The 19,802-nt window shown below is 33.6% G+C and carries 19 protein-coding genes, 3 pseudogenes and 1 riboswitch; of the genes and pseudogenes, 8 read left to right on the top strand and 14 right to left on the bottom strand.

Annotation, left to right across the window (positions count from 1 at the left end; all coding sequences use genetic code 11):
* Nucleotides 1-528: 528 nt before the first annotated feature.
* Complete coding sequence (locus ACF3N8_RS02505) at nt 529-1,344, bottom strand: hypothetical protein (protein WP_001832799.1); 816 nt, start codon at nt 1,342-1,344, stop codon at nt 529-531.
* A 41-nt stretch (nt 1,345-1,385) separates the two neighbouring features.
* Nucleotides 1,386-2,585, bottom strand: coding sequence for a hypothetical protein (locus tag ACF3N8_RS02500; RefSeq protein ID WP_001831368.1), 1,200 nt, complete (start codon nt 2,583-2,585; stop codon nt 1,386-1,388).
* A 148-nt stretch (nt 2,586-2,733) separates the two neighbouring features.
* On the opposite strand from ACF3N8_RS02500, the gene ACF3N8_RS02495 reads away from it, so the two are divergent.
* The 5 genes and pseudogenes from ACF3N8_RS02495 (at nt 2,734) to ACF3N8_RS02475 (ending at nt 5,942) form a co-directional block, all read left to right on the top strand.
* Nucleotides 2,734-3,054 (top strand): hypothetical protein, encoded by a 321-nt coding sequence (locus ACF3N8_RS02495; protein WP_000701704.1) that lies wholly within the window; start codon nt 2,734-2,736, stop codon nt 3,052-3,054.
* Nucleotides 3,054-4,130, top strand: coding sequence for a hypothetical protein (locus tag ACF3N8_RS02490; RefSeq protein ID WP_000125496.1), 1,077 nt, complete (start codon nt 3,054-3,056; stop codon nt 4,128-4,130). The genes ACF3N8_RS02495 and ACF3N8_RS02490 overlap by 1 nt, the downstream gene beginning before the upstream one ends.
* A 17-nt stretch (nt 4,131-4,147) precedes the next feature.
* Nucleotides 4,148-4,732: a hypothetical protein gene (locus tag ACF3N8_RS02485; RefSeq protein ID WP_002511328.1), complete on the top strand. Its 585-nt coding sequence runs from the start codon at nt 4,148-4,150 to the stop codon at nt 4,730-4,732.
* A gap of 123 nt (nt 4,733-4,855) precedes the next feature.
* Complete coding sequence (locus tag ACF3N8_RS02480) at nt 4,856-5,419, top strand: replication protein (protein ID WP_002485953.1); 564 nt, start codon at nt 4,856-4,858, stop codon at nt 5,417-5,419.
* 106 nt (nt 5,420-5,525) lie between these two features.
* A pseudogene (locus tag ACF3N8_RS02475) lies at nt 5,526-5,942 on the top strand (VOC family protein).
* A gap of 561 nt (nt 5,943-6,503) precedes the next feature.
* Here the strand turns inward: ACF3N8_RS02475 and ACF3N8_RS02470 are convergent.
* Nucleotides 6,504-6,848: pseudogene (locus ACF3N8_RS02470) on the bottom strand (replication protein); the annotation flags it as partial.
* Between the two features lie 56 nt (nt 6,849-6,904).
* Between ACF3N8_RS02470 and ACF3N8_RS02465 the strand changes: the two are divergent.
* Entirely contained in the window at nt 6,905-7,579 is a 675-nt protein-coding gene (locus tag ACF3N8_RS02465) for an IS6 family transposase (RefSeq protein WP_392450160.1), read from the top strand.
* Nucleotides 7,580-7,640: 61 nt separating this feature from the next.
* Here ACF3N8_RS02465 and ACF3N8_RS02460 read toward each other — a convergent pair.
* The 5 genes and pseudogenes from ACF3N8_RS02460 to ACF3N8_RS02440 form a co-directional block, all read right to left on the bottom strand.
* Nucleotides 7,641-8,126: pseudogene (locus ACF3N8_RS02460) on the bottom strand (ThiF family adenylyltransferase); the annotation flags it as partial.
* Nucleotides 8,123-8,890: a thiazole synthase gene (locus ACF3N8_RS02455; protein WP_238101215.1), complete on the bottom strand. Its 768-nt coding sequence runs from the start codon at nt 8,888-8,890 to the stop codon at nt 8,123-8,125. The gene ACF3N8_RS02455 and the pseudogene ACF3N8_RS02460, both read right to left, overlap by 4 nt.
* A 1-nt stretch (nt 8,891) precedes the next feature.
* Nucleotides 8,892-9,092, bottom strand: a complete 201-nt coding sequence (thiS, locus tag ACF3N8_RS02450; RefSeq protein WP_011304055.1) for a sulfur carrier protein ThiS — start codon at nt 9,090-9,092, stop codon at nt 8,892-8,894.
* Complete coding sequence (locus ACF3N8_RS02445) at nt 9,082-10,194, bottom strand: FAD-binding oxidoreductase (RefSeq protein WP_238101222.1); 1,113 nt, start codon at nt 10,192-10,194, stop codon at nt 9,082-9,084. The genes thiS and ACF3N8_RS02445 overlap by 11 nt, the downstream gene beginning before the upstream one ends.
* The gene (locus ACF3N8_RS02440) at nt 10,187-10,843 is read right to left on the bottom strand and encodes a thiamine phosphate synthase (protein WP_238101217.1); all 657 of its coding nucleotides are present in this window, start codon (nt 10,841-10,843) and stop codon (nt 10,187-10,189) included. Before ACF3N8_RS02440 ends, ACF3N8_RS02445 begins: the two co-directional genes overlap by 8 nt.
* Nucleotides 10,840-10,949, bottom strand: a riboswitch (TPP riboswitch). (Overlaps the previous gene by 4 nt.)
* Before the next feature lie 207 nt (nt 10,950-11,156).
* On the opposite strand from ACF3N8_RS02440, the gene ACF3N8_RS02435 reads away from it, so the two are divergent.
* Nucleotides 11,157-11,831 carry an IS6 family transposase gene (locus tag ACF3N8_RS02435; RefSeq protein ID WP_392450184.1) on the top strand — a complete coding sequence of 225 codons (675 nt, stop codon included), beginning with the start codon at nt 11,157-11,159 and terminating at the stop codon, nt 11,829-11,831.
* Between the two features lie 153 nt (nt 11,832-11,984).
* Here the strand turns inward: ACF3N8_RS02435 and ACF3N8_RS02430 are convergent, their stop codons facing one another.
* From ACF3N8_RS02430 to ACF3N8_RS02410, 5 genes are all read right to left on the bottom strand, one after another.
* Entirely contained in the window at nt 11,985-12,647 is a 663-nt protein-coding gene (locus ACF3N8_RS02430; protein WP_238094328.1) for a CadD family cadmium resistance transporter, read from the bottom strand.
* Nucleotides 12,648-12,874: 227 nt separating this feature from the next.
* Nucleotides 12,875-14,296, bottom strand: coding sequence for a dihydrolipoyl dehydrogenase (lpdA, locus tag ACF3N8_RS02425; RefSeq protein ID WP_392450182.1), 1,422 nt, complete (start codon nt 14,294-14,296; stop codon nt 12,875-12,877).
* Between the two features lie 181 nt (nt 14,297-14,477).
* Nucleotides 14,478-16,886, bottom strand: a complete 2,409-nt coding sequence (locus ACF3N8_RS02420) for a heavy metal translocating P-type ATPase (protein ID WP_238094325.1) — start codon at nt 16,884-16,886, stop codon at nt 14,478-14,480.
* 256 nt (nt 16,887-17,142) lie between these two features.
* Nucleotides 17,143-17,910, bottom strand: a complete 768-nt coding sequence (locus ACF3N8_RS02415; RefSeq protein WP_002454666.1) for a ZIP family metal transporter — start codon at nt 17,908-17,910, stop codon at nt 17,143-17,145.
* 253 nt (nt 17,911-18,163) lie between these two features.
* Nucleotides 18,164-18,565 carry a metalloregulator ArsR/SmtB family transcription factor gene (locus tag ACF3N8_RS02410; RefSeq protein ID WP_002454665.1) on the bottom strand — a complete coding sequence of 134 codons (402 nt, stop codon included), beginning with the start codon at nt 18,563-18,565 and terminating at the stop codon, nt 18,164-18,166.
* A 154-nt stretch (nt 18,566-18,719) separates the two neighbouring features.
* On the opposite strand from ACF3N8_RS02410, the gene lspA reads away from it, so the two are divergent.
* Nucleotides 18,720-19,196: a signal peptidase II gene (lspA, locus tag ACF3N8_RS02405; RefSeq protein ID WP_162129658.1), complete on the top strand. Its 477-nt coding sequence runs from the start codon at nt 18,720-18,722 to the stop codon at nt 19,194-19,196.
* 102 nt (nt 19,197-19,298) lie between these two features.
* On the opposite strand, the gene ACF3N8_RS02400 is transcribed toward lspA, so the two are convergent.
* Nucleotides 19,299-19,583, bottom strand: coding sequence for a cytochrome c biogenesis protein CcdA (locus ACF3N8_RS02400; RefSeq protein ID WP_081502238.1), 285 nt, complete (start codon nt 19,581-19,583; stop codon nt 19,299-19,301).
* Nucleotides 19,584-19,802: the final 219 nt, after the last annotated feature.

Below are 19,802 nucleotides of genomic sequence, written 5' to 3'. Positions count from 1 at the left end.
CCAACTTTTAGCATGGACTCTCTATTTTTTCAATGTCTACTTGTGGCAAGACCTCTCCTATATACATTTTAAATTTTAGCACTGTATAAATCATATGTCAATTTTTTATCTTTATATTATATTTCTCAGAACCGTTCAAATTGGTTTTCTAAGAGAAAAATGATTAAAGATTTACTAACTGATTTTTCATTAGAAATAAAGCAGGTAGACGCTTGGTACAAAATACTTTCTACACCGATACAAATCCACAATTGATTGGAAAGAGTAAAATCCTTTGACAAGCTAATTACCGTATTGTTGATAGTATAAGAAAAGACTTATTAACCAAAAAAATCCTACAAAATCAATAATAATAGTCTTTTACATTTCTCCACCAACCAATGTTATAGTCCAATTAACGAAAATGATTAGCAAAGTAATGATCCCTCTCTGCGACTAGATTGATTCTTGATAGATAGGCGAACTATATATATCATGTTCTAATATACGACCTTTGATAAGTTATTTTCTCTTAATCTAAATTTGTTATCATTTTTTCTTTTTAAATAAATTTTTGGTAATAATAAATGCAACTACATATAACTCAACTGTTACCATTAATGGTAACGTGAAAAGACCCATATACATAAATATATCATTTGCGTGCATTATTCTATCCCAATCATCAACGACACTGATGAAGTTCCACACAAAATACCCTGTAGGGACCCCAAATATTATTAAACCTATAATCATTTTTAACAGTAATTGTTTATCTCTTAGACTCATCGTAGCTATTTTAATGTCTTCTAACGTTAACCAAGATTTTTTTTGAGATGTACTAATTTTTAAATCCTTTATTCCTGTTATATCTTTTTCTGTCTGATATCCTAAGGCATCTTTTAGAATTAATTTATCTCTACCATTAATACTCACTCTATCTATAATTTCTCTTTCAATAATACAATTATTTACATTTTCTGCAAAATAGTTTTTTCTACGTCGTTTTCCTACAAATGGAAATATAAAAATAGGGAATAATAACGAATAAAGAACAAGTAATATAGCTGGCAAACTAATTTTATCCCAATCTGTTATATATTTAATCACTTCTTCTTTAGGATATGCACTGAGTGAATAAAAAATCATTGCTAACAAGTACATTAATGCTACTAGTGTTATAAATATGTATAAAATTATATTGATTATCAGTGTTTTTACTCTTTCCATCTTTTGTCTTTTATATAAAATATTTTGACTTAGAATTTGAATAAGCGCATATATAATATATATTACTGCAAAAATCCCTACTTCGTTAAAATTCTTGTATAGGTCAATCAAGAAATCCATATTTTTGAAATACACGTTAACTCCTCCAATTAAAGTGTATAACAGGTTACTAAGACTTATAAATTTTTGCTTAAGTTATGCCATATTCTCATATAGCCCATAAGTTCTGTGTATTCAGACTTCAACATACCGTTAAGTAAATCATAAACATCATCAAATTCTTTATTTATAATTTCATAAACAACTTTTGTTTTATTTCTATACATCCACTCTGCCACGCGTTCTGTTTCACTAGTACCATCTTTTAAAGTAACGGGTTTAACTTCAATTTCATTTAATTGTTTAAGTATCTTATTTTTACTCCAATGTACATTATTTAAATACTTCTTCTTTTTCAAATCAACAAACTTTTGTAAATTATTATTTATCGGTTGTTCATTATTAATATCAGGAACCTCCCACATTTTCGTATAATAAGACAGATTTAAAACAATTTTCTTAGTATCAAAAATATTAAAAATATTTTTGATATCTAGTATATCTAAATATTCATTAGAAAAACGTATACAGTTTTCTAAAAAATTACTATATTCTTTTTTCAGAAGTTCATATTTTTCTTTATTATCTATATCGTGATCCCTATGTATATTTTGTGCTATTTCTCTAGAATCTTTAATAACAGATTTAAATAATGATAGTTTATTTGAAAAATAACGTACGTCGTCTAATGATTTTGCCAGTGTATCACTTAATTGATTTAGGTAATCTATCATTATACTTTTATTATGTATATTCTCATTCTGTCTAATATATTTTGCTATTCTATTTTGATTAGGTAGCAACTCTTCGATTGATATATTACCTCGTTTTATTTTTTCAGGTTTTGTTACATCATCTCTTAATATTTCATCGATCATATCTTCATTAACATACTTTACTTTTTTGAATGCAAACTTCCTTTTTTGTGGGTAATGATATTTATTCCAATTTTGGTTTGTTCCATTTTCTATATTATTTAAGATATCATTACTTTTATTTTTTACATAGTCTGTTGTGACACTTCGCTTTTTGCTATCTTCCTCATAAATTGAAAAATAATTCCCATTAATAATATACGCAGCTTCTTCCAGAGAATACCATCTTTCCTTTTTGCCATCTATCTCCAAGAATTTTTTATAATTACTTTTAAAAATTTCTTGTTCCATACTTAAATCAGACCCCTCTAAAATTTCTTCGATATTGTCATCAGTTAATTGATTATTCATCCAATAATTAAAATCTAAGTCATTGATTCCTTTGTTATTAATGATAATCACGCTATTACCTCCAAAAACCGAATAAATTTTTTCACCTATTATTTTATCACTTCATTTGCGAAAATTTAATCAATCACAGATATCTTTGATTAATTCTATTTATATTTCCTAAACGATGCGCATCAATAGGATAGAAAGGATGTTTCACATGAAAATTCAATCTAATTTCAAAAAAGGTGGCTATTCAACTGAAATAGCTTCCAATTATATTGATAATAAAAAACCCATTTATAGCTTAAGTACAGAACTTTATCCGCAACAGCGTTTTGAGAATAATCAGCCTACCGGAGAAATTATTGCGTATAAAGCCTGGTTTGTTCAAGAAGGCTTACCGCCCTTCACAGTTAAATTCGAAAATGAAGTGACATTACCTAATTATATGAGCGTCATTACTTTTGATCATTTAGAAGCTTGTGAAGTCCGTTATGATGTTTACTTCAAAGCTTCAGATCTGAAGGAGGTTAAATAATGACAGCCAAAGAGCTCGAACAATATCTCCTACAAAGCTTAAATATGGCACTAGGATCCATGATGCAAGGCGAAACCAGTTATACCAATAGTTTCACCTGCAAGGTCACGGAAGAAGGTTTTTACTTTCTTCCTCGCCTGCCTGCAGGCTATATTGTGGACGATGACTTATATCAAAAAATATTTCTCATTGCGAGTGCAGCTTTATATCCCAAATTCACATTGTTAAAACAGAATTCTGCGTATTTCGTACCTATGGATACCGACGATATTCATACGCAACGCGCTTTGTTTTTCCCATGGCAACAAGGGATATCAGAACGCTTAGTGATTTCTGATTTAGATCGTTTTACGTCGTCTCTAACGAATCAACAAATTCCGATCATGAAACAATTAACTTTAAACTATCAAAACATTACATCTATAGCGATCGCAGGTAATTCAGGCAGTGGTAAATCTTATATGCTGACGTACTTACTAAGTGTATTAAAACCGATATCAGAACTCATTATTGTTGACCCTAAGTTTGATACACCGAGCCGTTGGGCACGTATTCATGATATTACTGTGATTCACCCTCATCAAAATCGATCTAAGTCTGATTTTTTATCTGAAATTAATGAAAACTTAAGTCATTGCCTTCAAGTTATTCAACAACGACAAACCATTCTTTATGACGATCCAGACTATCAATTTGATCACCTAACCATTGTGATTGATGAAGTGCTCGCTTTAGCTGAAGGTGTGAATAAGACCATTAAAGACGCGTTCTTTTCATTACTATCTCAAATTGCTTTATTAGGTCGTGCCACCAAAGTTCATTTATTACTGGTGTCTCAACGATTTGATCATCAAACCATCCCGGTTTCCGTTAGAGAACAACTCAATGTGCTGATTCAAATCGGTAATATTAATAAAAAAACCACACAATTTTTATTCCCCGATTTAGATCCAGAAGGTATTGTGATACCCATTGGTAAAGGGACAGGTCTAATCCAAGTGATTGATAGTGAATCTCCCTATCAAGTCTTACCCTTGTTATGTCCGACTTACTATACGAAAGCAGGTGTATTGTGATGAGGAAAACCTATTTCATGCGTGTGTATGATATTATCATTTACTTGTTCCTGTTCGCTATTTTGACAGTTATGGTTAGTAAACTCTTTGTCCTATTAAACTTTATTGTGTCTCAAATTGATATTATCGATACGCGAAACGTCACACACTATATCACAATCATTTCAAATGGTGTATATCAACTTACATTTTACTTATTAGTCTTAGCATTGATGTTAATAGTTATCGATTTAATGATTCGTTTATTGAAAGATCAACTCACGAATCATATCAAATCTGTTTATCACACAATGGTTTTACGACATTATCTTAAACAAGATGTTGACACAGACACGACTCAGGATTGGCAAAATAACGGCAAAAGTAAAACAAATTCTGTCCAGCAATACTTTAATAAAATGGTTGGAAAATCGCTCGTTGATGTTCGTCAAAATGAAGTCCGTGTGGCAATTAAAATTCCCCGGAAACAGCAAGCTCACGATATATTAAAAAAGATTGAACCTCAAATTCATGAAGAAATTACACATATGCACCCGAATTATTACTTTTCAAAACCTCAACGTCATCATCGTTATCTATGGTTTGCAGGCCACAAACGTTAAGATACACATGCGTTGTGGTACACGAAGTGATAAACACAAGCGCATGTGTATCTTAACAGTGCCATGGGGTTACTACGACCCCCATGGCATCATTAATCAATAATCACAGAAAGGATGTTGATGATGTCAAAAGATAAACGTTCAAATAAGTGGGCTTTCTTAATATATGAAGAGAGCTCGCCATCTAACTACCGAGATATTTTGGAACAAATGCATATCCCCTATATTTTAAGTCCGTGGCATAATCAAGATATTGATCACTCGACAGGAGAAATTAAGAAGTCACATAAACATGGAGCTTTGTTTTTTGATTCTTTAAAAAGTTATTCCCAAGTCTCTGAATTACTTCAACAACACTTAAATACACCTAGTCATATTGAAATAATTATGTCCCCTAAGGGCATGTTTGATTATTTTATTCATGCGTCTAATACAGATAAAACCCCTTATGACATCAACGATATTGAAAGTGGTTGTGGTTTTGACTTAAATCAATTTTTATTAGATCAAGGTCAGTCCGAAATATTTAATAAGATTATTGATATTATTGAGAACCAAGATTTTACAGAATTTCAAAGTCTAGTGATGTATGCGCGGCAACACCATCCATCCTATTTACATTTGATTATTCAGCGAACATATTTTTTCGCAAAATATTTGGATTCAAGGCGTCACATGTTTAATTAAAATGGATATCATGTATCAAGACGAGAAGAAACCTGTTTCTCAGCTTACTCTTTCTTGACATTAACGCAGCGTAATACATTACAATTAATAAAAAGAGGTGAAAACGATAGAGTTTTACCAAATGCCTATGTTTAACAAAGTCCTAGTTAAAGACATTGAGAAATCAGAAAAATGGTATGAAAAAACACTTGGCTTTAAAAGTGTTTTTAAATTTAGAAATGATAAAAATGAAGTGCTTATGAATCATTTAAGACTAGAAAAACATCAAGATTTAATCTTAATTGTTCAAACAGATTTTGAAGTTGGCAATTCAATATATCTCAATATCTTAGTCAAAGATATCGAAGATAAATCACAACATATCTCATCAAAATTTATAGTAACTCAATTAGAAGACCAACCATGGAACGCTAAAGAAATGACAATCAAAGATCCAGACGGCCACTAAATCACACTTACTCAATCAAATATTAGCGATACTGATTTTGAAAAATTAATGAAACATACTTCGAAAAATTATTGAGGCATAAACCTTTATTGATAATACAAAAATAAATATCTATGAGTCATTATGCCAAATAAAGATTCTAGAAATTTCTCTAGGATCTTTTTATTTTTCCGAATTTTAAATATCATTATTTTGCATTTTAAAGGGGTATTTAGAGCAAATTCTAATCTCACATAGTTTTTTCTATCCATTTAATTTTGCCCTTTAAAACACAAATACGAGACAAATAAGAGTATATACATATGACATTTATTACGTACTTTACATGTATTTTATGTGATATATAAACTGATTGGCTCATGTCACTTAATATACATGTATTCGTATCTTTTATACATAGTACTCGTAATAATTCAAAACCATTTCTCATGTTTCGCTAATTTGATTGGAACTCCCTATCATTTATAAATTTAAACCGTTACATTTGTTGTTTATTTCTAACGAATGGCGAATTTTTAGATATTATTTACATATAAAATCAAATTTGAATAATCCAGTTATGTCAACAATTTCAAAATAGAACCTGACATTATCAAATATTTTAAAATTATTTTACTTGTTAGAAGCTTATTTGAATTATTGATTAAAGATATTGTATTTAGGTATATTTTGGCGACGCATATTTAATGCATGTATTTCTTCAAGTTCAGCTTTAATTGATTGCATTAAATAGCCTTGCATCGCTTCAACATTTTCATTTTTTTGTATCAACATGGCTTTAAAACGTTTTAAAACACTCACAAGTTCAAATTCAACGTCCTCTAAACGATAATATGTATCATGTGCATTATTAAATGACTTTTTCCCTTTGAGTAAAACACTTTTAATAATACGGATGTCTTTAATTTCAAAATTACTTAAATAAGTCTTGATTTGTGTAGGTAATTCTTCAAGCGCTTGGAATTTTAGAGCATTATTATGGTTCTGTTGCAAAGTTAATTTTATAGTATAATTTTAACAAAAAAGGAGCGTTCTCTATGAATTATTTTAGATATAAGCAATTTAATAAAGATGTAATAACTGTAGCCGTTGGCTATTACTTAAGATACGCGCTTAGTTATCGTGATATATCTGAAATACTAAGAGAACGCGGCGTTAACGTTCATCATTCAACGATCTACCGTTGGGTTCAAGAATATGCTCCTATTTTGTATCAAATTTGGAAGAAAAAGCATAAAAAAGCTTATTATAAATGGCGCGTTGATGAGACATACATTAAAATAAAAGGAAAATGGTGCTATTTATATCGTGCCATTGATGCAGATGGTCATACATTGGATATTTGGTTACGTAAGAAACGAGATAATCATTCAGCATATGCGTTTATTAAGCGACTTATTAAACAATTTGGTAAACCTCAAATGATAATTACAGACCAGGCACCTTCGACGAAGGTGGCAATGTCTAAGTTGATTAAAGATTTTAAACTTAATCCCGACTGTCATTGTACATCTAAATATCTTAATAACCTCATTGAGCAGGATCACCGTCATATTAAAGTGAGAAAGACGAGATATCAAAGCGTCAATACGGCAAAGAATACACTCAAAGGTATTGAATGTATTTATAGTCTATATAAAAAGAACCGTAGGTCTCTTCAAATCTACGGATTTTCGCCGTGCTACGAAATTAGTCACATGTTGGCCAGTTAAGGGAATACTACCATGTTAAAATGATAATTAGTTATATTTTTTCTGACTTTGCAACAGAACCATCGATACCATAAACAGTACCTTTACTACCAACTGCAGCACCGTAAATCCAAGGTATATTTTGCTTGTTACAAGATTCATTAATTAAATATCTTATTTTAAAATGATCCATACCATCTATAACAATATCCGGATGATATGTCGATAATAGATTTTCAATATTTAAATTTGTTATTTCACGATCAATTGCTATTACTTGTACGTTACTATTTATTTGATTCAACTTATGCTTTAATGCTTCAACTTTAGGTAACATCTTTTCTGCATCCAACTCATCATATAACGCTTGTCTATGTAAATTGGATAATTCAACAATATCCATATCTATTACAGTAAGTGAGCCTACCCCCATCCTTACTAACATTTCTGCGCTGTGACTACCAAGTGCACCTGCACCCATAATCATGACGTGAGTTTTTTGAAGTTGGCTTTGACCGTACTCACCAAACTGATGATATCTTACTTGTCGATTGTAGCGCTCTATCATAAGAACCCAATTCCTTCAGTTGGACTCGATGCTTGTGCTGTATACTTCACAGGTATTCTTCCTGCTTCATAACTCAATCTTCCGGCACTAACCCCTTTATTCATTGCTTCTGCCATTTTCACAGGATCCGCTGCACTTGATATTGCCGTATTAAGTAAAATACCATCAGCACCTAATTCCATTGCATGACAAGCATCCTTAGGTGAGCCAATACCTGCATCTACGATTACTGGTACATTGACACGTTCAATAATATAGCGCAAATTTAATGGATTATTGATTCCTCTCCCTGTACCAATAGGAGAGGCAAGTGGCATAATTGCATGAACGCCTAACTCTTCTAAGCGTTTCGCTAAGACAACATCATTAGATATATATGGACAGACCGTGTAACCTTTTTCCAGTAACACTTTGCATGCTTCATATGTTTCTAATGGGTCTGGCAGTAATGTTTCGTCATCACCAATGACTTCTACCTTAATCATGTCACAAACACCTGCATGATTAGCAATTTCTGCTATACGAACTGCTTCTTTAGCTGTCTTAGCTCCAGCTGTATTTGGAAATGTGATGAATTTCGATAAATCAACTTTTGCTAATGGATTTGGTAAATCTTTGTCATATAAATTCATGCGTCTCACTGCAAAAGTTAATACTTCTGTTTCTGCTGCTGCAATAGCCTGAGTTTGTATCTCTTCATTATCAAATTTTCCTGTACCTAATAATAATCTTGAATTTAATGTAAAGTTGCCTATTTTAAACATATTAACCGCCTCCTACAAATTCTAATAATTCTAAGTTATCTTCATCATTGACTATGCGAGATGTAAATTGTTCTCGCTTAATTAATGTTTCATTATGCTCTACAATAATACGTGTTTCATCCAGTCCCAATGATTGAATTATTTCTTGTATATTAATTGGTTGTTCAAAGTTAAATACGTCACCATTAATCTTACATTTCATTTCGTTCATCTCTCCTAATCTGAAAATCATACAATTGTTTCGGCCTATGCCCACTGATAATCCATTGACTCATCAACTCACCTATTAAAGGCGAAAGTAAAATTCCATTGCGATAATGGCCAGCAATGACAAATAAGTCTTTATCCACTTCATCCATAATAGGCTGTTCGTTTTGACAATAAGGCCGTATACCTGACCATTGGTTTATGATTTTTCCATTTTTCAAATCTGGTATATAGTGCAAAGCTTGTGATTTAAGCCATGATTTACCAGAATTAGACACCCCAACTGAATAATCATTAAAGTAACTTGTTGCACCGATTAAATATCTATTTTTTAATTTTGGAATGACGTAACAACCATTAGTCAGAAACATGGTAATATTCAAGTTTAAATCAGGTTGTTCTACCAATAGCGCTTCTCCTTTTACCCCAATAACCGTTTCACAAGGTAAATATTGCTGTAAAAGTTTTCCTGTCCAAGCGCCTCCTGTGACAATTAACTTTTCAGTATAATAAGCTCCATTTCGTGTCTCCACACGGTACCCATCTTTTATGGATTCAATATGGGTTACAGTTGTTTGGTATATTCTATCTATATGTCTATTTGATAATGACTTCAACAACCCTTTAGTATAGCGGTTTGCATTGATTTGATTATCTTCAGGCATATAAATACCATTTGTATGTTTTGAAGTTATAGCACCGTTGGACATGTGTTGAACATCAGTAGGACTAAGACGTTCTACAGATGCAAAATGTTGTCTTAAAAATTGATATTGCTGTTCAATCTTTTTATTATCATAATGGTTCGTAGCCAATTTTATTAATCCACTATTTAAATACTCAATATCCACGCCAACCTCTTCCAACAAACTATCTCTTAGAGGTTTGAACATCTTTTGAGAAATTGTTGCCAAACTAAACAAAGCACTATTTTTGGTGAATTCATTTTGCGCGCCTAACATCCCACCTGCTTTATAAGATGCATGCTTACCTGCTTCATCTCTATCTATCACAGCTATATTCGCAAAAGACTGACTTAACCCACGTGCGATTGACATGCCCATGACTCCCGATCCAATAATAATGACATCATACATGTCCATCCCACACTTCCTTCATGTTTATAAGTTTTTCTTTCGAATATTGATTAAAAACAGAAATACCGGCTATTCCTGAAAATCCATTAGGTAAAGAAGATAAAGTATGTTGATTAATACCTCCAATTGCAATAATCGGAATATCAATTTGTAGCGCTTCTTCAACCTCCGACTTTGCTCTAGGTGTTTGTTGAGGTTTAGATGACGTCTCGAATACGTGTCCAAATAATACAAAATCTAGCCCTAAATATTTAGCGTTAGCAATAGCATCTTTATGGTGCGTAGACATACTTATTTGCATATCGGGATAACTAGCTTGTACCTCCTCAATATAAGGATCACTTTCCCTAAAATGAATTGCCGACAAGTCACATTGTATGATTACATTGATATCACTATGAACAATAATCTTATCCTTAGGAAACTCATTTTTTAGTAATCCGTGAACCCACTGAATGACTTCTTCAGTATTCATTGGCACTCTTATTAATAAGTAATCGATAACGCCTTCGATTTCACAGTAATGCTTAATATGTGATTTAGACAAATCTTGATATGGTGTAATAGCAATAAACAATATTTTCACCTCAAATAAAAAAACGTTACTTTTCCTGGTGGAAAAATAACGTTGTATGATTACATTTATCATAGAAAACGACACTTTCCTACGCCAGTGCGAACTGGATCAGGTTCTAGGAATCCCTCAGTTATTACTTCGGTCTCAGCCTTTATCAAAGGCACTTCCAGTGGTTTCTATCTATTAAATTTTCGTTTCATAATGTTTTAGCGATTACTTACAATCTAACTTATAATCATTTACTTTTCAAGTCTCACTTCAACTTTGACAACATGTATCCTAAAGTCAGCTGGCTTAATTGTGCATAATCACGCTTATAGAGACAACTCGGTTCTGTTGCAAAGTTGAATTTATAGTATAATTTTAACAAAAAGGAGTCTTCTGTATGAACTATTTCAGATATAAACAATTTAACAAGGATGTTATCACTGTAGCCGTTGGCTACTATCTAAGATATGCATTGAGTTATCGTGATATATCTGAAATATTAAGTGAACGTGGTGTAAACGTTCATCATTCAACGGTCTACCGTTGGGTTCAAGAATATGCCCCAATTTTGTATCAAATTTGGAAGAAAAAGCATAAAAAAGCTTATTACAAATGGCGTATTGATGAGACGTACATCAAAATAAAAGGAAAATGGAGCTATTTATATCGTGCCATTGATGCAGAGGGACATACATTAGATATTTGGTTGCGTAAGCAACGAGATAATCATTCAGCATATGCGTTTATCAAACGTCTCATTAAACAATTTGCTAAACCTCAAAAGGTAATTACAGATCAGGCACCTTTAACGAAGGTCGCAATGGCTAAAGTAATTAAAGCTTTTAAACTTAAACCTGACTGTCATTGTACATCGAAATATCTGAATAACCTCATTGAGCAAGATCACCGTCATATTAAAGTAAGAAAGACAAAGTATCAAAGTATCAATACGGCAAAGAATACTTTAAAAGGTATCGAATGTATTTACGCTCTATATAAAAAGAACTGCAGGTCTCTTCAGATCTACGGATTTTCGCCATGCCACGAAATTAGCATCATGCTAGCAAGTTAAGCGAACACTGATATGATAAATTAATGGTTAGCTTTATTTTTTTACTTTGCAACAGAACCGATGAGCGTATCCATAGAATTATTTGTCAGAGGATAAATATTTACTCTAAATATCAAAGTCCTACTGTAAATCAGAGGTACTTTTGAGAAATTTTTAATTCACTAAACTCAAAATGGCGCGGAAAGTTTCGTTCTCCACCATAATATATATTCCTAATCCTATAAACACAATTGGGATAATCCAGCGGCCGTATTTCTCAAGTGTTTCAGAAACATATCTGAACCTTGCTAGACGATAGCCAATTAAACACCAGACAGCAACCATTATAAAGAAAGTAACAACTGTAATTATCAGTTGGTTGTTATTTAAGGTAGAAAAGAATGGAACATAAATTCCAATATTGTCTCCGCCATTGGCGAATGTGATAAAGGCTACACTTAAATAGAACTTATTAAATTTGTTTAAGCTGGAAAGAATGTTACCTTCATCCTCATCTTCACCCTTTATAAAGAGTTTTACTCCTAGATATATCGGTATTAATCCTAGCAAACCTACCCACTGATCAGGAATGAGTGTTACTCCAAATGTTGCTAAAAGACTGATTAAAACTAAAAGTGCAAAACCAAGATATTGGCCAATGACTATATCTCTTGGATAAATACGGTTTCCTTTCGACTCCATGCTAACTATTCCACTGTTACCCGTTTTAGTTTGTGACCTTGCTTGAGAGAACAGTAACATCAAGACAAAAATATCATCGACATTGGTTACTATAAAAGAACCTAAAGCAGAGAGAATAGTTAAAATTAAATTCATTTATATCAACTCCTTCATCGTACATAAACAGTCAGAAAAACGATTGGATATATTTCATAATTTGTATTAACCCAGTTCATTAGAAATTCATGAATAGTGATTAATCCATACCATCAGGAATTTTATACAGTAATACATCTATCAATACAAAATGTGCATGAGTCTCCATCCATTAATAAAAATTCAACCTGCACTTATGAAAAAGTGCAGGTTGGCCTGCATTCACATTATTGCTTTTTATTCAACGTGTGTATAGCATGTCCCATCACACCTTCTGCTGCTTCCATAAGTGGCTCTGGTAAGGTAGGATGAGCATGAATCGTAAGGCTAAGATCTTCCGCATTTGCCCCAGCCTCAATCGCAAAAACAGCCTCTGCAATCAGAGAGGATACCTCTGGTCCAACCATCTGTACTCCTAACACTCTTTTCGTATTCTTTTCGGCTACAACTTGTACAAAGCCATCTGCATCCGAGACAGATAACGCCCTAGCATTTGCTTGGAATGGAAAACGACCGGATACTGTTTCGTATCCTTTTTCCTTTGCTTCCTTCTCTGTTAAACCTGTATAGGCTACTTCAGGATCGCTGAAGATAACAAAAGGCATCGCTTGAAAATCAATCACACTATTTTGACCACTGATCACTTCGGCTGCTATCTTTGCTTCATAACTAGCTTTATGAGCAAGGAGGTCACCACCAGCACAATCCCCTATTGCATAAACATGTTCAATGTTTGTTTGACATTTGTTATTTATCTTAATAAATCCTTGGTCGTCTAATACTACTCCGATATTTTCCAGACCAATTTTACCTGTGTTTGGTTTTCTCCCAATAGAAACTAAGCAATAATCACCTTGAATAATTTCTTCCTTTCCATCAACTTGAACATGGACGTTAACTTCATCGCCTGTATTTTCTCCACCTTGAACAAGGGCATCCGTTATAACAGTGATTCCAATTTCCTTTAAATGACGTTTTACTGTTTTTGTTAGGATAGGATCTGTCCCGGACAAAATTGTATCCGATCCCTCAAGGATGGTCACTTTTGCCCCAAACTTTGCATAAGCAGTACCTAACTCTAAACCGATATAACCACCACCTACCACAACTAAATGATTGGGTACTTCCTGTAGTTGCAATGCCTCCGTTGAAGAAATGATTCTTTTTTGATCAAATGGCATACTTTTTAACTCGACTGGCAAAGAACCTATTGCAAGAATTAAATCTTTGTAGGAAAAAATCTGTTCCTCGTCCGCTATTTTTATTTTTGCAATATGTGCTTCAGTGAGATAGGCTTCCCCACTGATGACCTCTACACCATTTCCTTTTAACAAGGTGCGGATCCCATCTGTTAGCTTGTTCACGATTCCGTCCTTCCACTTTACTACTTCTGGCATATCAACTTGAACCTCACCCGAAACCTTAAGCCCCATTGTATTGGCATGTTTAATGTGTTTGACTCGTTCAGATGCACTAATAAGAGCTTTTGAAGGGATACACCCTCGATTAAGGCAAACTCCTCCTAACTCCGCCTTATCAACCAGTACCACCTTTTTTCCTAACTGGGCAGCACGTATTGCCGCCACATAACCTCCAGACCCTGCTCCTATCACTAAAAGGTCTACATCTTTTTTCACTTCTCCAGTCATCCTAGATTCCTCTTTTGATAAGTAACTATAATTACTATTTGTACTCAAGAATATAGTTGTGTAATATCTATCTAACCTTTTTCTTATTTTCACCTATTTTTCTTCTCTTATTAGACAATTTATAAAAAATAATCTACATTTTGATTAAAAGGGCTTTCTAAATGGAAAGCCCTTTTTACTCTTACTCTTTCACTCGCATAAGTCGTAAACTGTTCAACGCTACAAGAAGAGTTGTACCCATATCTGAAAGAATCGCAATCCAGAGTGTTAACCAACCTGGAATAACCAATAATAAGGCAATAAATTTAATAGCAATTGCAAAAGTAATGTTAGCTTTTATTATGTTTAGCGCTTTTCGACTTAGTTTTACCGTAAACGGAAGTTTTCTTAAATCATCTCCCATTAGTGCAACGTCCGCCGTTTCTAATGCTGTATCAGTACCAGCTCCACCCATTGCAATTCCAACAGTGGAAGCTGCCAATGCAGGTGCATCATTGACACCATCGCCAATCATAGCTACGTTGTTGTATTCCGATTTCAATTGTTTAATATAATCCAATTTATCCTGAGGCATTAATTCAGCCTGAACTTCTTTTACTCCGACATGACTTCCAATGGCATTCGCAGTACCTTTATTATCACCGGTAAGCATAATTGTATTTTTGATGCCAAGTTGATGTAGTTTTTGAATGACTTCTTTACTTGATTCACGTACTTCATCTGCTACTGCAATAATAGCTAGTATTTCTTTGTCAGTTCCAACAACCATAGCAGTTTTCCCTTGATTTTGAAGAGTTGCAACTTTTTTCTCTAAATTCTTATCAAAACTAGAGTTTGACAGTTCCTTAAATAGTTTTGGACTTCCAATATAATAGGTCGTTCCGTCTACAGTACCCTTAATTCCTTTTCCTGTAATGGAAGAGAAGTCATCTACCACAACATCTGAATAAGAAATATTCGCCTCTTCTGCTCTTTTCATGATTGCTGATGCAAGAGGGTGCTGAGAACGATACTCTAATGCAGTAATAATGGATAGCATTTCATTTTCATCTACCTGTTTGTTCAACACATTGAAATCAGTTACAACAGGGACACCTTTTGTCAAAGTACCTGTTTTATCGAAAGCAATGGCCTTTAAGGCACCCATTTCTTCTAAATAAACGCCACCTTTTATTAGGACACCCTTTTTCGCTGCATTTCCAATTGCTGAAACAATCGAAATCGGGGTGGAAATAACCAACGCACATGGACAACCAACGACTAAAACAGCTAAACCTTGATAAACCCATGTTTCCCAACTAGCCCCAAAGAATAATGGTGGAACTACAGCAACTAACGCAGCTATGATGATGATGATCGGAGTATAATATTTCGCAAATTTTTCTACAAAGGCTTGAGATGGTGCTCGTTCTCCCTGTGCTTCCTCTACAAGATGAATAATTTTTGAAATGGTTGTATCTTCTACTAATTTAGTTATTTCTACTTCAAGTAATCCTTCTTCATTTAGAGTACCTGCAAATACTTCATCATCAACCGCTTTTTCAACAGGGACTGACTCACCTGTAATGGCAGCTTGATTAACAGCAGAGTACCCACTTACAACCATCCCGTCCATGGCAATCTTTTGACCAGGTTTGACAATCATAATATCTCCAACTGCAATATCATCTACATGAATCATCATTTCTTGACCTTTTCGTCTAACAAGTGCCTCTTTAGGTGCAATATCCATTAATGATTGAATTGATTGTCTCGCTTTATCCATAGAAAATCGTTCTAGAGCTTCACTAATTGCAAAGAGTATGACAACAACAGAAACTTCTGCCCATTCTCCTATAATCGCACCACCTATAACTGCAACAGTCATAAGTGTTTTCATGTCAAATTCAAAGCGTAACAAGTTTTGGAAACCAACTTTAAAAAGCGATAATCCTCCTATTAACATCGATGCTACAAATAATAATGTAGTAACAATGTTCTCATCCCCATTAACAAAGACTGAAAGATATCCGAAAACAATCAATAAGGTCGAATAGAGTAAAGTACTGTGCTTTTTATAGAATGGCACTTTTTCTTCTTTTTCATCCTCTTTTTCCTGGTTAATCTCTTGTGTAGCTTGCCGTACAGGTTTTTCAGAGGCCACTTTAAGATTCTCAAAAGCACCTGCTTTTTCTAATTCTTCAATCGTTGCTTCTCCGTATACGGAAATTTTAGATGCTCCAAAATTTACTTTTGCATCCTCCACACTCGGAATTTTTTTAACATTTCTTTCAAACTTTCCTGCACAGTTTGCGCATGAAAACCCTTCAACACGATATATATTTTTGTCTTTTTTAACCTCTTGCGGAGCCTGCCGTCTAGGTTTTTCTGGAGCCACTTTAAGGTTCTCAAAGGCACCTGCTTTTTCTAATTCTTCAACCGTTGCTTCTCCGTAAACGGAAATTTTGGATGCTCCAAAATTTACTTTTGCATCCTCTACTCCCGGAATTTTTTTAACATTTCTTTCAAACTTTCCTGCACAGTTTGCGCATGAAAATCCATCAACACGATAGACATATTTCTTCTCTAATGGCTTCGTTGCTTCACTCATATTTAATAACCTCCTTCTTAATTAACTAATGTATCTTTTATCAATCAATGCATGTGGAATTCCTATATTCTTGGCCACCTCTCATTATGATATTCATTTGAATATTACGTTATGTTCTGTTGCTATTATATATCCACACATATAGATAGTCAAATGATTATTTGATTATATTTTATTTCTTTTTTTGCTAAGACTAAACTCAACTTTTCTGTTTAATTTCCTCAACTGATTATTCAAGGCTATTCCTTTAATATTTTCATTCCAACCCAACAACTCCTATGATCCAAGAAGCTATATAGAAAACGGCTACACCAAGCAAAACGTAAAGACCAGTTTTTCGATTTTCAGATTGATTAACAACTGGAAGTAAGTCCGTTGCTGCAACATATAGAAAAACACCTGCTGAAAATGACAAAGCAATTCTTGCAAAAGAATCGCCAAGTACTTCAGCTGCAAATTCTGTGTCACTGAGTAGCCATACTAAAGCCCCTCCAAATATAGTAGCCAAAGCCAGTACTGCAGAGGCAATAAACGCCTTTTTCCTGTCATTAAATACTACAAGAACAATCGAAGAAATGGTTAAGCCATCTGGTATTTTATGAAGTAATACAGCAACAAACACAAGGAAACCTAATTCACTGCTTACTTCGAATCCCGCAACAATGGAGACCCCATCAAAGAAACTATGAATGGTCATTCCGATAAAGGCACCTAAACCGCCCGTTTTTTTACTGAGTTTATCCTCATGTGTTTCATAGCCGAAATGAAAATGAGTTGTGAGGATTCTTTGAAAGGCAAATAATACTAAAAATCCTATTAATATATAGATTCCATTTTCAGGTGAATTTTCTAATCCTTCTGGCATTAGATCAAGAATACCTATGGATAAAAGAAAACCTGCACTAAAAGCCATTAAATATGTAAGAGCTTTGGGGGACCATTCTTTTCTCACGACAATAAGTCCTCCAACAAGATTAGCTATACTTGTGAGTAACACAAGAGATACTACAGTCCATGAGAACATTACAAACTCTCCTTACTTTAATTCATTCCATTTCACAAATAATTTGGACCATCAGGGTACAATTCAGAGAAAAAACAAGATTTAAGCCCCAGTGGATACCAGGGCTTAAATCTCCTGAGATGATTTTTTATCTAATGGTCTTTTCTTAGGTAATTTTTATGGTTTATTTTTGAGCAACTGCATTCCATCACGTAAAACGGAGGACTGAGTTGTTTGTAACATTTTAACTAATTTTTCCCAACACTCATCACATTTACTTCTTTTCCTTCAACTGTAGTGCTTCTTGCATAAGGTGATGCACATGATTACTTACTAGCCTATAAAAAACCATCTTCCCTTTTTTACGGTACTCGGCAAGCCCCATATTACGTAACATACGTAGGTGGTGTGAAGCAGTAGCATTCGTAGAACCAATAATCGTTGCTACATCACAGACACACATTTCATCTTCTTGCGTAAGTGCATAAACAATTTTCAACCGTGTATCATCCGCAAAAACTTTAAACAATTGTGATAAGCCATCCGTTTGACCGACTTCCTGCTGACGGCGCTCAACCTTTTCTGGGTCAAATATAAATGTCTCACAAGCATCTTTTCCCCTTGATTTTATACCATCTAAATCATGTTCTTTTTTATTTATGGAAGTAATACTCAAAACAACCCCTCCTCTGTAATTAGTGTATACAATAACATTCAAATTATTGTTTGTATATATTAGTATAAATAACATAACGTTTTATTGCAACAATAAAATATACATTTGTTCGTTATATCATGGTATACTTTAAAATAATGAATATTGGAGGAGAATCAGGATCTACTATATCATTGCAGTCATCGTTTTAATCATTGATCAACTATGGAAATCTGCGATTGTCAAATGGATGGAAATAGGTCAAACCATTCCTTTATGGGAAGGAGTATTCCATATTACTTCTCTTCGAAATAAAGGAGCAGCATTTGGAATTTTGCAAGGTCAACGCTGGTTTTTTATTATTGTAACGTTAATTGTTGTACTGGGTATCATTTATTATTTACAAACAGAAGGAAGGAATAACCGACGAATCTCTTTTGCCTTATCACTGTTGCTAGGTGGAGCAATAGGGAACTTTTTTGACCGCTTGATTAGAGGAGAAGTAGTAGATAGCCTTGATTTTCGGCTTATTGATTATCCTATCTTTAATCTCGCTGATGTTTTCATAGTTTCTGGTGTTGCTTTAATGATATTGGATATGTGGTTGGAAACTCGTAAGGGGCAACAAAAACAGGAAAATGAAAAAGTATAGTTTAAAACGAGGATTTTTAGTGGAATTAGGAACACAAACAACCAAATATAAATGTACAAAAAATCGGTTCATTCATAATATAGAGAACCGATTCTTTAATAGCTATTCAAAAAAGAAATACAAACCGACAAGAAATAATCCAACGCCAATTGCTTTACTCAAGAGTTTCTGCCACCGTACCATCCATCTGGTATTCTTCAATACCCTAGCCAACCATCCAATGATCAAAAAGGGCATGCCATGTCCAATCCCATATACTAGTAACAAAAGGGTACTTTTAACTAATGACCCAGTAATTGATGCGAAGGCGATCATTGCAATAATCATAGGTGTTGTACATGGTGATGGTGTAAGGCCAAACAAGGTACCTAACGAGTAAGCCTTCATTATAGGATTACGAGGTTTTTGTTGTTTTTTTCAGGTTTGGAATAAAAGGTAACAACTCTAAAAGGAAGTAACCCTAGAAAGTGATGAAGCCTTAAACCGAGAACATAAAATCCAATTAATAAAAATAAGAAACCTAGAAAATTATGAAATAAATCTTCATATTGTTCCGTCCATTCTAATACTTGCTCACCAAAAAAATACTAACCACACCAAGAATCG

Source organism: Staphylococcus massiliensis (assembly GCF_043186315.1).
GTDB lineage: Bacteria > Bacillota > Bacilli > Staphylococcales > Staphylococcaceae > Staphylococcus > Staphylococcus massiliensis.
Note: the sequence above shows the minus strand (reverse complement) of the source record. Positions and strands in the feature narration are given on the sequence as shown.